The organism is Amycolatopsis roodepoortensis, assembly GCF_014873915.1.
Taxonomy (GTDB): domain Bacteria; phylum Actinomycetota; class Actinomycetes; order Mycobacteriales; family Pseudonocardiaceae; genus Amycolatopsis; species Amycolatopsis roodepoortensis.
In genome coordinates, this window is the sequence record NZ_JADBEJ010000005.1 from 2,222,591 (window position 1) to 2,237,057 (window position 14,467).

The following is a 14,467-nucleotide window of genomic DNA, read 5'->3' on the forward strand; positions in this document are numbered from 1 at the left end:
AATCCTCTTTCTGACGAAGATCCGGAGAAAGTCCTACTTGGAGATGCCGGTGACCTCGACGCGGGTCAGCTTCTGCCGGTGACCCTGGCGCTTGTGGTAGCCGGTCTTGTTCTTGAACTTGTGGATCCGGATCTTCGGACCCTTGGTCTGCTCGACGACCTTGCCGGTGACCGAGACCTTCGCCAGCGCGTCGGCGTCCGTGGTGACGTCGCCACCGTCCACAAAAAGGACTGCGGGGAAGGTGTGCTCGGTACCCGGCTCGCCTTCGAGCTTCTCGACCTCGACGACGTCGCCGACGGCCACCTTGTACTGCTTGCCGCCAGTCTTGACGATCGCGTACGCCGACACGGAAGTCTCCTGCTTACTCGACAACGGGTGGGGGCTTGCGTGATCGGCCCACCCAAGTTTCGGTGGTCCTGATGCTGCGCAAGGTGCCCGCTCTAGGTGGCGGGCCGTTCTACAGGTTACGTGGGGCTCCCCGGTGCGATCACACCGGGGTGCCCCTAGGTGTTCACTAGCTCTTTTCCGACGCCTTGACCGGCGGACCGGCCGGCCGCGAGGCCGCCCGTCGCGGACGACGGCGGGTGGTGGAGCGCACGGCCGGGGCCGGGACGTCCACCTCGGGCTCGGTCTCGTCCTGAACGGAAGGAGCCTCGGAGACCTCTTCCGTCACAACAGTCTCAGAAGTCACCGGAACCTCGGGTGCTTCGGGCTCGGGGCCCGATTCCGCGACTACGGCGATCTCTTCCTCGCGCACGGCCGGAGCCTCGTCGTCCGAAGTCGTCACCGGCTCGCCGGCGAGTTCGGTCGCGGGCGCCTCGGCGACCGCCTCCGGAACCGGCTCAGCGGCCGCCTCGGCCGCCTGTTCGACGGTCGCTTCGGCAACAGGCTCCGAGACCGGCTCAGCGGGCTTCTCAGCCGCCTGAGGGGCGTGGCCGTTGAGCGCGGCGCCCTCGGCGTTCTCAGCGTTCTCCGGAGCCTCGTGCGAGTGCTCGCCCTTGGCCGCCTTGGTGGCGTTGGCCACGGCCTGGACCGCCGAAACCACCGACTCGCGCTGAGCGGGCGCCGGGGGCGCCTCGGTCTTGGCCGCGGCGGGCTCGTTCTGGCCCTGGTCCTCGCCCTTGCCACGGCCGCGGGACCGGCGGGAGCCCTGCTCCTTGCCGCCACCGCCACCGCCGCCACCACCGTGGCTGTGCCCGTTTCCGCCGCCACCGGTGCGCTGCGGCTCGGTCGAGACGACCACGCCACGGCCCTTGCAGTGCTCACACGGCGTCGAGAACGCCTCGAGCAGCCCGGTGCCGATCTTCTTTCGGGTCATCTGCACCAGGCCGAGCGAGGTGACCTCGGCGACCTGGTGACGCGTGCGGTCGCGGCCGAGGCATTCGGTCAGCCGGCGCAGCACGAGCTCGCGGTTGGATTCGAGCACCATGTCGATGAAGTCGATGACGATGATGCCGCCGATGTCCCGGAGCCGGAGCTGGCGGACGATCTCCTCCGCCGACTCCAGGTTGTTCCTGGTCACCGTCTCTTCGAGGTTGCCACCCGATCCGGTGAACTTGCCGGTGTTGACGTCGATGACCGTCATCGCTTCGGTGCGGTCGATGACGAGGTAACCGCCCGAGGGCAGCCAGACCTTGCGGTCCAGCGCCTTGGTGATCTGCTCGTCGATCCGGTGGTCGGCGAAGGCCGAACCGGTGCCCGTGTACCGCTTGACGCGATCCGCCAGGTCCGGCGCCACGTGCTGGACGTAGTTGTAGATGGTGTCCCAGGCCTTGTCGCCCTGGATCTCCAGCTTGGCGAAGTCCTCGGTGAACAGGTCACGCACGACCTTGACCAGCAGGTCCGGCTCTTCGTAGAGCATGACCGGGGCGCTGTTCTTCTTGCCGCCGTTGCCGGCTTCGGCCTTCTCCTTGATGACGTCCCACTGCGCCTTGAGGCGGCGGACGTCGCGGTCCAGCTCCTCCTCGCTGATGCCCTCGGAGGCGGTGCGGATGATCACACCGGCGTCCTCGGGGACGATGCGCTTGAGGATGTCCTTCAGGCGGCGGCGCTCGTTCTCCGGGAGCTTCCGGGAGATGCCGGTGGCCCCGCCCGCGGGCACGTAGACCAGGAAGCGGCCCGGCAGCGAGATCTGCGTGGTCAGCCGGGCGCCCTTGTGCCCGACCGGGTCCTTGGTGACCTGGACCAGCACGGAGTCGCCGGTGGAGAGCGCCTGCTCGATCTTGCGGGCCTTGCCCTCGAGACCGGCGGCGTCCCAGTCGACCTCACCGGCGTAGAGCACGGCGTTGCGGCCGCGGCCGATGTCGATGAAGGCGGCCTCCATCGACGGCAGCACGTTCTGCACGCGGCCGAGGTACACGTTGCCGACGATCGAGCCGGTGCCCGACGACGTCACGAAGTGCTCGCACAGGACGCCGTCCTCGAGCACGCCGATCTGCGTGGAGTCGCCCTTCTCGGCGACGACCATGGTGCGCTCGACCGACTCGCGGCGGGCGAGGAACTCGGCCTCGGACAGGATCGGCGCACGGCGGCGGCCTGCCTCGCGGCCGTCCCGCCGGCGCTGGCGCTTGGCCTCGAGCCGGGTCGAGCCGCGCACGCTGCGGACCTCGTCCCGCGCCGGGCGCTCGGTCTCGGCGGCCTTGGCCTGGCGCACGTGGACGACCGTGTTGGGCGGGTCGTCGCTGGTGGCCTCGGCGTTGTCGTCGTCCCCGCCCTTGCGACGGCGGCGGCGACGGCGACGCTTGCTGCCACCGTCCGAATCGCCGTCGTTGTCCGAATCGGCTTCGGCGGACGCCTCTTCGGCGGACTCGGCCGCGGCCTCGTCGGTCTCGGCGTCCTTGTCCTTCGCGCGCTGCTGACGCCCGCGCGGGGTTTCGGCAGGCTGCTCGTCCTCGTTCTCGGACTCGGCCGAGCTCTCGTCCCCGCCCTTGCCCCGGCCGCGTCCACGACGGCCGCGACGACGGCGGCGACGGCCGTTGGCGTCGTCACCGTCCTCATCGGTGCCGTGGCCTTCGGCCTGCTCGGACTGTGTCTCGTCCTCGTCGGAAGCGGTTTCCTCGGTCGGGGTGAAGGCCGGCTCCGGCTTGCGAGCGGGCTTCGCCGCGACGGGCTCCGGCGGCAGGAACACCGGCGACGGCGCGGCGAACACCGGGACGTGCACGGAGGCCTTCGCGGGCCTGGTCGTGGCCTGCGGCGGCTCCGGCGTCACCGGGGCGGCGAGCGCGGGCGGAACACGCCGCGAAGGGGCCTCCGCCTGCGGAGCGGGCTCCGGCTGGGCTTCGGGCTTCGACTCGGGAGCCGCCGGGGTCTCGGCGACGGGAGCTGCCGGGGCCTCGGCGACGGGAGCTTCGGCGGCAGGAGCTGCCTCGGCGGTCTCGGGCTCGCCGCCGGCGAGGGCTTCGGCGAGCTTGTGCGCCACCTCACGGGTGACGCTGGACTGCGCGCTCCGGACGGTCTCGCCGAGCTCACCGAGCTTGGCCATCAGTTCACGGCTGTTGGATCCCAGCAGCTTCGCCAGCGCGTGCACCCGGATCCGGGGAGGCAGTTCGCCCAGCTGGCTTGCGATGGGTGTGGCGGTATTCCCGCCGGTGACGGCGGGTGTGTCCGCGTTCGACATATATCTCCTCCGCCCCCGGGCGCGTCGGCTGGCTCACACCGGCTCGACGCGGCCGCGCAGGGGCCCCTTTCTGTTCGTTCCGCCGTGGTGGTCACCAGCAGCGGGAATCCTTGCCCGGCACCGCGACGGCGCCGGGGTTGTCCGGGCGCCGCGTACGGCTGAAGGTCTGCTCGGCGGAGCGCTGGCCACGTTCGCGACATCGGGCCGCCCGCCACGTCGTCGAGCCGCATGCAGCGGCGACGCGTGTGGAGGATGTGCAGCACACCACCGGGCCACGAGACCGCGAGCGCCACCTCTCACGTGGGCCCGTCGGCCAGCGGCCACCGCGAGTATCCCACACACCGGCCCCACTCCGGTGTACTCGGTGCCACAGAGCTGGCTCCCGGGCGCGCCGCGGCCACCGGCCGAGCGAACTTCGCGGAAGAGCTTGTCGACCCGGCCGAGGGTGGCTAGCGTGCCGCTCGGGGGGTACTGAAGCGTAGGCCTCGGTGCCCTCGTCGTCCGATGTTCTCCGGTGGGAGGTCCGGTGTCCCTGCTGGGGCGGTCCCTGCGAGCGGCCGTGTGCGCCTTCGTGGTGCTCTGCGGTTCGGTCGCCGCCGTGACGACGGCCGAGGCGGAGCCCTCGTGTCATCCCCAGGGACGGGCGCTGCGTTACGTCGTCGCCTTCGACAAGGGCACTTCCGAGGCCGAGGCCAAGGCCGCCGTCTCGGACGGCTGCGGCAGCACGACGACCTACTATCCGCAGATCGCGGTGGCCGTGGCGACCTCGGCCGACCCCGCCTTCGCCGAACTGGTCCGGCCCGCCGCCGCGTTCAGCGCGCAGGCGGAACGGCTGGCGGTGCAGCGGGCCAACGGCACGTCACCGGCCAGGTCCGCGCCCGCTCGGGCCGAACTCCAGCCAACGGATCCGGCGAAGGTGCCCTCCGCCGACCGCACCGGCGAGCAGTGGGACATGCGCGCGATCGGCGCCGACAAGGCCCACACGATCGAGCCGGGCAGCAGGGACGTCGTCGTCGGCGTCCTCGACTCCGGCGTCGACCCCGCCCATCCCGAACTGGCGGGCGCCCTCGACCCCGCGAAGTCCGCGGGCTGCCTGACCGGCGTGCCCGACCGGAACTGGGCCGCGACGACCTCGGTGCACGGCACCCATGTCGCGGGGATCATCGCCGCGGCCGACGACGGCAAGGGCGTCACCGGGGTGGCGCCCGGGGTCCGGATCGCCTCGGTGAAGGTGATCGACGATCGCGGGTACGCCGACCCCGAAGCCGCCGTCTGCGGGCTGATGTGGGCCGCCTCACAGGGCATGACCGTGACGAACAGCAGCTACTTCGTCGATCCGTGGTCGCTCTCGTGCGCCCACAACGACGAACGGGGCGTGGTGAACGAGGTCATGGCCCGCGCCGTCGAGTACGCGACCTCGGCGGGCACCCTCACCGTCGCGGCGGCGACCAACGAGGCCGCCGAGCTGGTGCCGTCGCCGCGCTCGGGCGCCCGCTCCGGCTCCGAAGGCTGCCAGGCGCTGCCCGCGGGCCTGCGTGACGTCGTCGCGGTGTCGTCCGTGAGCGAGGAGCGGGTCAAAGCCGGCTACAGCTCGTACGGACTGGGCGTGATCGACGTGACCGCTCCCGGCGGCGAGGCCGGGCGATGCGTGCTCTCGACCGTTCCGGGCGGATACGCGCCGCTGTGCGGGACGTCGATGGCGGCGCCGCACGTCGCCGGCGTCGCGGCGTTGCTCGCTTCGAAGCACCCCGGCTACAGCGCCCGCCAGCTGAGGCTGACGCTGGACGCCCAGGCCACCCCGATCGCGTGCCCGGCCGACTACGACCTGACCGGTGACGGCTCGCAGGACGCGTACTGCACCGGGTACGCGGGGTTCAACGGCTTCTACGGGCACGGGCTGGTCGACGCGCTGGCCGCGGTGGCGCCGCGGCGCACGGGCGCGAACCCGGCCCGCTGACCGGTCAGCGCAGAAGCAGCTTGCCGAACCGCTTCGAGGACGCGTAGATCCCGACCGCCGCCAGCGCCACCAGGTACGCCACGTTGCCGGCCATGCCCCACGACAGGACGCCCGCCGAAAGCCCGCGCATCAGCTCGATGCCGTGGTACAGCGGGAAGACCTGAACGATCCACTGGATCCCGGCCGGGTACACCGAAAGCGGGTAGAACGTCGTGGAGAACAGGAACAGCGGCATCAGCACGAGGTTGATGTAGTCGAACTGCGACACCGACCGCAGGAAGGTCACCAGCACGATGCCGATGGCCGAGAACGCCATCGCGATCAGCAGCGCCGCCGGGATCATCAGCAGGGCCCACCACGAGCCGGGGAGCCCCATCACGGTCATCACGCCGAGGAAGGTCGCCGAGTAGATCCCGCCGCGCAGCACCGACCAGCCGACCTCGCCGAGCGCGATGTCCAGCGGCCCGATCGGGGTGGCGAGCATGGCGTCGTACAGCTTGGCGTACTTCAGCTTGAAGAACAGGTTGTACGTCGAGTCGAGGATCGCGCCGTTCATCGCCGACGCCGCGAGCAGGCCGGGCGCGACGAACGCGACGTAACTCATCGCCTGCCCGCCGGGCCCGACGACCTCGCCCACGAGCTTGCCGAAGCCGAGCTGGAAGGCCATCAGGTAGAACAGCGGCTCGAAGACGCCGGACACGAACAGCATCCAGGCGTGCGAGTAGGTCAGGAAGGTGCGCTCCAGCACCGCCGTCGACCGGCCGCTGTACAGCGCGGACGGCAGGATGCGCAGCAGCACCCCGCGGCGCGGGGCTTCGGTGAGCACCGCCATTTCAGACCACCAGCCGTCGGTAGAAGTACTTGTGCGCCAGCGCCCAGCCCGCCCCGGCCAGCACGACCAGGAAGGCGAGATGACCCAGCGTGGCGAGCGGGCCGACGGTGCCGAGGCTGACCGCCCTGGCCGCCTCGTTGCCGTGCCACAGCGGGGAGATCCAGGCGATCCACATCAGCGGGGCGGGCAGCTCGGTGATCGGGAAGAACGTGCCGGAGAACAACGTCATCGGGATCAGGACGAACCGGAACACCAGGCCGAACCGGGTGCCCTCGTCGTAGGTGGTCGCGGCGAGCGCCATCACCGGGGTGCCGCACGCGATCCCGGTGAGCGTCCCGATCAGGATGACGGCCGGCACGCCGAAACTCGTCCAGGATCCGAAGAGCGCCGCGATGACGGCGTAGATCACGCCCGCCAGGGTCAGCCGCAGGCTCACCCACATGATCTGGCTGCCGAGCACCTGACCCGGCGTGATCGGCGTGGCGGTGACGGCGATGTAATCCTGCTGCCATTTGAACCCGGACAGCACCGGGTAACTCGACTCCCCCACCGCCAGCTGCGCGGCACCCGCCACGAGCAGCGCGGGAGCGACGTACTCCAGGTACGAGAACCCGCCCGTGGCCGCACCGGCCTGGACCTGCGAACCGAACCCGAGCCCCATCGCGGCAAGGAAGAGCACCGGCTGCAGGCCCGTCGAGTACAAAGTGGACACCCAGTACCGGCGGTACCACATCCAATGGCCCTCGACCCGCAGCCAGGCTCCCGCCCAGCGCGAGACCACGCGGCCCGTCGACGCCTTCGTCTGCGCGGTGGTCATCAGTCCACCAGCGTCCGGCCGGTGAGGCGGAGGAAGACGTCCTCCAGCGAACTGCGGCGGACCAGGCTCGACAGCGGGCGCAGGCCGCGCGCGTGCGCCTGTTCGAGGGTGGCCTCGCCGGTCATCGTGTAGAGCAGGACGCGGTCCGGCAGGACCTCGACGCGTTCGGCCAGGCCCTCGATCCGCTTCGCGGCCGCCTCCTGCTCGCCGTTCGGGAAGCGCAGCTCCACGACCTCGCGGGTGGAGTACCGGCTGATCAGGTCCGCTGGCGAGCCCTCGGCGGCGATCCGGCCGTTGTCCATCACGACCAGCCTGTCGCAGAGCTGCTCGGCCTCGTCCATGTAGTGGGTGGTGATGATGAGCGTGGTCCCACCTGCCTTGAGCCGGAACAGCCTGTCCCACAACAAATGCCGGGCCTGCGGGTCGAGCCCCGTTGTCGGCTCGTCGAGCAGGAGCAGCTCCGGGTCGTTGACCAGGGACCGCGCGATGGTCAGCCGCCGCTTCATCCCGCCGGAGAGCGAATCGACCTCCGCGTTCGCCCGGTCGGTGAGCTGGGCGAACTCCATCAGCTCCTCGGCCTTGCTCCGCACGTGCGACCGGGAGAGCCCGAAGTAGCGGCCGTAGATCTGCAGGTTCTGCCGGACGGTGAGCTCGGTGTCCAGGTTGTCCTGCTGCGGCACCACGCCGAGCCGGGCCCGGATCTTCGGCCCCTCGACGTCCGGATCCATGCCGAGGACCCGCAGGTCACCGTCGGTGCGCGGCGAGACGCTCGCGATCATGCGCATGGTGGACGACTTGCCCGCGCCGTTGGGCCCGAGGAAGCCGAACGCCTCCCCCGGGCGGACCTCGACGTCGATCCCGCGTACGGCCTCGAAATCGCCGAACCGCTTGACCAACGCCTTCGCCTGCACCATCGCCGGTTCGTGCTCTGAGTCACCCACGGTTGGCACCCTAGGACCTGCCACCGACAAAACTCGACCGGTTTATCCGGCCCCTTGTCGGCCGCTGCCCGCTCATCGATACTCACCGACCATGAGTCTCAAGCCCAGAATCGCCCTGTTGTCCGTTCTCGTCAGCGCCGGGCTCCTGGTGGCGCCTGCCGCCCAAGCGGCGGAGACCGGTGCGGCCACTGTGGACCCGCGGCCGTCCACCGCCAAGCTGGCCTTCGAGCTGCACAAGCTGGCGGCGCTCAGCCACGGCAAGATCCGGGTGGACAAGATCGGCCGCAGCAACGAGGGCCGTCCGGTGTGGGCGGCCAGGGTCGGCCACGGCAAGACGCGGATCCAGTACGTCACCCAGCAGCACGGCGACGAGCCGCTCGGCACCCCCGCCGCGCTCGAGTTCCTGCGCAAGGTCGGGGTCGGGCACAGCCCGTGGGCGCAGAAGCTGCTCGCGAAGGTGACCGTCGACATCGTCGTGCGCGCCAACCCCGACGGGCACGAGCGCGACTGGCGCTACAACTACGACCCCGATGCCACTCCCGAATACGGTGAGAAGGGCAAGGGGTACGACATCAACCGCTACCACGACCCGGCCGTGGCGCCGAAGGACAACCCGGCCACCGAGGCGGGCCTGATCCAGCGGCGGAACGCGTCGTTCAAGCCGGACATCATGGTCGACTACCACATGCAGGGCCGCTACCGGGACGCGAACGGCAGGGAGATCACCGCTTCCACGATGTGGCCGACGCATCCGGGCGTGAAACCGTCCGATGTGGACTTCGCGAAGCAGATCGCGGTCGTGGTGCAGCGGTCGATCGACCGCAACGGCGGCTACGTCTCGCAGTACCCGGGCGGTGACTACCAGGGCATCGCACGCAATGGGTACGGGCTGCTCGGCAACGGCAGCGTGTTGATCGAGCTGAGCCTCATCCCGGAGCGGGAACAGCAGCAGATCCAGGACGCGCTGGCGTCGATGCTCGCGATCGCGCAGTCCGCGGCCGACGGCTCGGTGCGGAAGGTGGACCCGGCCGACGCCGAGGCGATCCCGCCGCGGGGTCCGGCGCTGCCGGGGTCGGTCGAAGAGGAGCACGAAGCCGCCTGAGCCTCGTGAGTGGTGAGGACGGTTAGAACCGTCCTCACCACTCACGAGGTCGTTCAGCGGACAGTGACCGAGAGGCTCTTCGTCACCCCGTTGACGGTGACCGAAAGGTTCGCCGTCCCCGGCCGCAGCGCGGTCAGCACCCCGGTCGCCGGGTCGAACGACGCGACGTCCCACGGCATCGCGGGCAGGAAACCGCCGGCGACATGCGTACCCCAGCCGCCATTCCAGTCCGCGCTGACCGGATACGAAACCGGCACCTGACGCGCTCCCTGCGTCACCACGGCCCGGACGTCCGCCTTCTCCCCGCGTGTCAGCGACGAGGGCCCGGACAGCGTCAGCGCGTCGACGTTCGGCCGCGTCTCGAACCGCACCGGCTGCGCCTTGTCCCCCGGTTCGAACCGGACCATCGTCCACCCGACGAACCCGCCGTCACCCGGGGCCGCCGCGGGCGACTTCCCGGAGTTGCCGTTCACCAGATACGGCACGCCGTCGACGCGCGAAAGGTTGAAAACGCCCGCGTGCGAGGCGATCGCGGCCGCCTGCTTGCCCGACTCGCGTTCGAAGGCGGTCAGCCAGCCGGTCAGCATGGCGGCTTCCTTGCGGTCGGCCAGCTGTGAATTCCCGGCGGGGCTGGGGTCCTTCACCGGATGGTGCATCGCGACGACGACGCCGCGGATCCGCTTGTCCGCCTTCGCGCCGTCGAGCGCCTCGCGCAGCATCCGGATCTGGTCGAACCCGCCCGCGCGCAGCGAACCACGCGAGGAATCCATCAGCACCAGCCGGATCCCGGCGATGTCGGCGACGCGATGGCTCTCCCCGAACGCCGCCTGGAACTCGGCGAGCCCGTGCCCGCCGTCGGCTTCGTGGTTGCCCGGCACGTAGTACCAGGGCGCCTTGCCGACGAGTTCTTCATCGATGATCGAGCGAGCCAGCACGAAATCGGCGGCCGTACCGCGATCGACGAAGTCACCGTTGATCAGCACGAGATCCGGTTTCGCCGCCACCGCCTCGCGCAGCGCGCGACGGGCCTGGGCGACCAGCGGCCCGTCCGGCTGGTCCGCGGTGAACTGCGCGTCGCTGACCACGGCGATCCGCAGGCCGCCGGTCGCGGCGCCGTCTGTGATCAGCGCCGGGTCACGCGGGGCCGGATCGGCCGGGACGGCGGCCGCGGGCGCGACCTCGAAGGTGAGGTCGTCGAAGACCAGCCGTCCTTCGTACTGCTGGGCCGGGACGTTCTCGACGGCGTAGAACTTCGTCAGCCGCTGCCCGTCGGGGAGCCCGGCGGGGATGGCCGCGCGCACGTAGCGCCAACCCGTCCAGTCGACGCTCAGCGACAGATCCACGACGGACGGGACGTTGGCGGCGTCACGGAGTTCCGCCCGCAGCCAGGCGCCCTTCGCGTCGCCGTTGACCCACAGGCCGACGCGCTGGCTGCCGGGCGGCAGCGCGAGCGGCGCCGCCGAGTTGACGTACGCCGCGCGCGTGGCGTTGGTCCCGTTCAGCCGGTAGTCCAGCGCGAGGCCGCGTCCGCCGTCCCGGCCGGGGGCCTCGGAAAGCGCGGCACCGACGACGGCGGGGAAGACGCTGGCGGACCAGCCCGCCGGGCCGTCCAGTGGAGACGCCACGCGGGACTCCGTGCCGACCGAAGCCGCCAGATGCGTCACCTTCCCACCGGCGGTGGCGGTGATCGCCGAAGCACCCGACCCCTTGAGCGCGGTGACCGCGAACCCGTCACCGGACGGCTCGATCTTCACCACCGCGGGGTCGTAATCGAGTTTGACGTCGTCGGGCTCGATCCACGTGCCGTAACCGTCGGCGTCGTAGCCGAACACCTTGAACGTGCTCTTCGCACCTTCGCCGGACAATGCGACCTGCTCGGTACTCGTGCCCAGGCGGACCGGGGAGCCGAGGACATTCAGCGTGGCCTTGCCCATGACGCCGCCGCGTTTCGCGTAGACGTCGACGTTCGCGGGCGCGTCCGGCCGGAACCGGTCGGCGTGCGCGGTGAACACGCCGTCGGTCACGGTGCCGCGCAACGGATTCGTACTGCGCCACTGGACGTGGGCGTCGACCGCGGCGCCGGTCTCGTCGTGACCTCCGGCGACGAGTTTCCGCGTCAGGCCGGAAAGAACTCGCGTCGCGTCGGCGGTGTCCTGCGCGGGACGGGGCGCGAATCCGGTCAGGCGTCCGCTTCCCGGCGTGGTCGCGACGCCGATCCCGTTGGGCACCAAGCGTTCCCCGCCGTCCGACGGCGAGTTGCGGACCAGCGGCGCCTTCTCGCCCTCTTCGCGGGCGAGCATGGTCGACGAGCCGCCGCCGTCGAGGTTGAGGGCGTCGTCCGCGCCGAGCGACTTCATGTGCCGGGCGAGTTCGAGTTCGGTCATGCCGCGGCTGTCGGCCTGGCGGCCGTCGACCGTCGCCAGCCACATCTTCGTGCCGTCGGCCGAGAACCCGACCGCGGTCCGCGGGTGCATCGCGACGTTGTCGACCGGCTGCACCGCGCCGTCACGCAGCAGGACCTTGTTGCCGCCGATCGAGACGGACAGCTTGCCCGCGTCACTCTTCGGCGCGTACGTGACCCCCACCCGGTCGCCGGTCTTCAAGCCGGACAACGTGTCCACGCCACCGTCGCGGGCGAGCAGGACCGTCGCACCGGCCGCGATCGGGCCGTCCGCGGGCTGCGGCCGCACCTGTGTCACGACGCCGTCGGAGACCTCGACCTCGACGACGCGCTGGGCACCCGCGACCGAAGTCCGCCGCGAGGACGCGCCCCACAGCGGCGTGTAGACGCCGATCGCGTCACCGCTCAGCACGGGACTGTTGAAGTTCGACGCGGGTACGACCCGGCCGTCGGGCAGGGTGACCGACGCGTCGAGGAACACCTCCGCGAGCCGCGCCTTTCCTTCTTCGGTGATCGACGCGGTCAGGTTGTGGCCGCGCGCGGGCGCCGTCTGGAGTTTCCCGGCGTCGATGCCGACGCCGATCGGCGCTCCGCTGGCGTTGATGTCGAAGAAGTCCCCGTTGACGCCGGCGACCGCGCCGGCCCTAAACACCTGCTGCGAAAGCGGTGTCCGCGCGGAAACCGCGCCAGGGCTGAGGTATGTCGGCTTGAGCGTCTTGCTGGTGAGGTCGACGGCGAGGGTGTCGCCGCGGATCCAGCCCGCCGGGTCGTACCGGTCGAACTCGGTCAGGCTCAGACCCGGTGCCACGCGCGAAGTCGCGCTCGTGGTGACGAGGCCGTCGTCGGGCGCGGCCACGGCGTACGCGGACGGGCCCTCCTTCGCCGAGGACGCCGCGGGGGCGGCTTCGATGGGCGCCGGACCGAGCGGAGCGGCCAAGGGATCGGCGTGCGCCGGTGGGGCGACGAACAATCCGGGCAGCAGGGCAGCGAGCAGCAACAGGCGTGAATTTCTCACGAATTACCCCACGATCGAGTGATAGGCAGCATCGCTCAGCACAGCGGACGCGAGCCGCCAGGAGAAGACCCCGAGGTGAACGTGAACCGAACGGCGTAGGGCGCGAAGGTCAGGGCGTCATGGGCCCGGCGAGGAAGGTCTCGGCCGCCTCGACGTCACCGGTGATCTTGATACCCGAAGTGGCCAGCTCGATCCGTTGCCACAGCAGCAGATCCAGCTCCTCCGCGGACCCTTCGACGACGGCGCCCGCCGCTTCGGCGGGATCCGCCTGCCGCGAGCCGGGGACGTCGGTCTCGCCCGGCGGTGTGATCAACCAGGCGTGTCCGGTGTCGGATGTCTTCAGCAGCAACGGAACGGTGACCGCCGGCGGGGTGTGCCAGCGCTTCACCTTCGGCAGCATGCCGAGAAGGACCTCGTCCACGCCGTCGGCGGCGAGGGACGGGTCCAGGGTGTATTCGGTCCCTGCCGCGCGGTGCGCGTCGAGCAGGTGCACCGCGGTCTCGTGGACCTGGCGGCGGAACCAGAAGGACTTGGTCTTGGCGGCGGCGGTGAAGTTCCAGGCGCCGTCTTGGGGAGCTGCCTCGCTCAGCGCGTCGATGAGCTCGTCCGCGCTTTCGCGGTACCAGGGGGCGAGATCCCCGCCCGGTTCGGCGTCGAGGTCCTGCGGGGCGGGCTCGCCGGTGCGCACGATCCCGGCCGCCCAGCGGTGGACGTTGCCGAGGTGGACGACCAGGTCACGCAGGCGCCAATCGCCGCAGCACGGCACGGGTGCGGTGTGGTCCCCGGTGCTCGCGACCCGCGCGAAACCGGTGGTGAGCTCCCGCAAGCGCTCCAGGTACTCGTCCGGTGTCATCGTGGCTCCCCAGGTTCGTGGACGGCGCGGCGCTCCCGCGCCGTCCACGATTCTGTCAGACCTCGGGGAACCAGAGCTTGAGCTCGCGCTCGGCCGACTCCGGGGAGTCCGAACCGTGCACCAGGTTGTACTGGGTCTCCAGCGCGAAGTCGCCACGCAGGGTGCCCGGGGTGGCCTTCTCGACCGGGTCGGTGCCGCCGGCGAGCTGACGGAACGCGGCGATGGCGCGCGGGCCCTCGACGGCGATCGCGACCAGCGGGCCCGAGGTGATGAACTCGAGGAGGTCGCCGAAGAACGGGCGCTCCTTGTGCTCGGCGTAGTGCTCCTCGGCGACCGAGCGCTCGACGGTGCGCAGTTCGAGGGCGGCGAGCTTCAGGCCCTTGCGCTCGATGCGAGCGATGACCTCGCCGACGAGGCCGCGCGCGACGCCATCGGGCTTGACGAGGACCAGCGTGCGTTCAGTCACGGCGGTATTACTCCTTGGGTGGGATTCGTGCTATTCGCCCGGAGCCTACTGGGTGCTTCGCCGCTCACTTCACTTCGGACCAGGGAATGGCCTCGATCCGTTCGAGGTGCTCCTCGCCCCACTCCCCGAGCGCGGCCATCGCGGTGTTGAGGGAATCCCCGAACTCCGTCAGCGAATACTCCACCTTCGGCGGAACCTGGTGGTACACCTCGCGATGCAGCAGTCCGGTGGTCTCCATCTCGCGCAGTTGCAGGATCAGCACCCGCTCGCTGATGCCGGGCACCGCGCGCCGCAACTCCCCGAAACGCAGCGGCCCGTCCTGGAGGGCGAACAGGATCAGCCCTTTCCATTTGCCGCCCATGACGGCGATCGCGGCGTCGAGGCCGCAGGTGAACGTGCGGTTCTTGGTCATCGCCTCACATACCTTTTTGTCAGTACCCGGCAAAATAGTAGGTACTTGATCGAAT

General features: G+C 70.5%; 11 protein-coding genes. 2 read left to right on the top strand and 9 right to left on the bottom strand.

The annotated features are described in order from the left end of the window. Nucleotides 1–33: 33 nt before the first annotated feature. Nucleotides 34–348 carry a 50S ribosomal protein L21 gene (rplU, locus tag H4W30_RS29885; protein ID WP_005158538.1) on the bottom strand — a complete coding sequence of 105 codons (315 nt, stop codon included), beginning with the start codon at nucleotides 346–348 and terminating at the stop codon, nucleotides 34–36. A 166-nt stretch (nucleotides 349–514) separates the two neighbouring features. Then, nucleotides 515–3,616: a translation initiation factor IF-2 N-terminal domain-containing protein gene (locus tag H4W30_RS29890; RefSeq protein WP_192745842.1), complete on the bottom strand. Its 3,102-nt coding sequence runs from the start codon at nucleotides 3,614–3,616 to the stop codon at nucleotides 515–517. A 526-nt stretch (nucleotides 3,617–4,142) separates the two neighbouring features. On the opposite strand from H4W30_RS29890, the gene H4W30_RS29895 reads away from it, so the two are divergent. Then, the gene (locus H4W30_RS29895) at nucleotides 4,143–5,573 is read left to right on the top strand and encodes a S8 family peptidase (protein WP_192745843.1); all 1,431 of its coding nucleotides are present in this window, start codon (nucleotides 4,143–4,145) and stop codon (nucleotides 5,571–5,573) included. Between the two features lie 4 nt (nucleotides 5,574–5,577). Here H4W30_RS29895 and H4W30_RS29900 read toward each other — a convergent pair whose 3' ends face one another. Genes H4W30_RS29900 through H4W30_RS29910 form a run of 3 tightly spaced genes read right to left on the bottom strand, consistent with a single transcriptional unit; the run spans nucleotide 5,578 to nucleotide 8,136 of the window. Next, nucleotides 5,578–6,405 carry an ABC transporter permease gene (locus tag H4W30_RS29900; protein ID WP_192745844.1) on the bottom strand — a complete coding sequence of 276 codons (828 nt, stop codon included), beginning with the start codon at nucleotides 6,403–6,405 and terminating at the stop codon, nucleotides 5,578–5,580. Nucleotide 6,406: 1 nt separating this feature from the next. Beyond that, complete coding sequence (locus tag H4W30_RS29905) at nucleotides 6,407–7,222, bottom strand: ABC transporter permease (RefSeq protein WP_192745845.1); 816 nt, start codon at nucleotides 7,220–7,222, stop codon at nucleotides 6,407–6,409. Next, nucleotides 7,222–8,136: an ABC transporter ATP-binding protein gene (locus tag H4W30_RS29910; protein WP_046199923.1), complete on the bottom strand. Its 915-nt coding sequence runs from the start codon at nucleotides 8,134–8,136 to the stop codon at nucleotides 7,222–7,224. Before H4W30_RS29910 ends, H4W30_RS29905 begins: the two co-directional genes overlap by 1 nt. Before the next feature lie 118 nt (nucleotides 8,137–8,254). Between H4W30_RS29910 and H4W30_RS29915 the strand changes: the two genes are divergently transcribed. Beyond that, nucleotides 8,255–9,265: a M14 family zinc carboxypeptidase gene (locus tag H4W30_RS29915; RefSeq protein WP_192745846.1), complete on the top strand. Its 1,011-nt coding sequence runs from the start codon at nucleotides 8,255–8,257 to the stop codon at nucleotides 9,263–9,265. A 53-nt stretch (nucleotides 9,266–9,318) separates the two neighbouring features. On the opposite strand, the gene H4W30_RS29920 is transcribed toward H4W30_RS29915, so the two are convergent. From H4W30_RS29920 to H4W30_RS29935, 4 genes are all read right to left on the bottom strand, one after another. Further along, a complete protein-coding gene (locus tag H4W30_RS29920; protein WP_192746863.1) occupies nucleotides 9,319–12,663 on the bottom strand; it encodes a phosphodiester glycosidase family protein in 3,345 nt (1,114 codons plus the stop codon). 127 nt (nucleotides 12,664–12,790) lie between these two features. Next, nucleotides 12,791–13,534, bottom strand: a complete 744-nt coding sequence (locus tag H4W30_RS29925) for a maleylpyruvate isomerase family mycothiol-dependent enzyme (RefSeq protein ID WP_192745847.1) — start codon at nucleotides 13,532–13,534, stop codon at nucleotides 12,791–12,793. A gap of 55 nt (nucleotides 13,535–13,589) precedes the next feature. After that, a complete protein-coding gene (gene ndk / locus H4W30_RS29930; RefSeq protein WP_005158515.1) occupies nucleotides 13,590–14,000 on the bottom strand; it encodes a nucleoside-diphosphate kinase in 411 nt (136 codons plus the stop codon). A 64-nt stretch (nucleotides 14,001–14,064) separates the two neighbouring features. Then, nucleotides 14,065–14,412, bottom strand: a complete 348-nt coding sequence (locus tag H4W30_RS29935; protein ID WP_192745848.1) for a winged helix-turn-helix transcriptional regulator — start codon at nucleotides 14,410–14,412, stop codon at nucleotides 14,065–14,067. Between the last annotated feature and the right edge of the window lie 55 nt (nucleotides 14,413–14,467).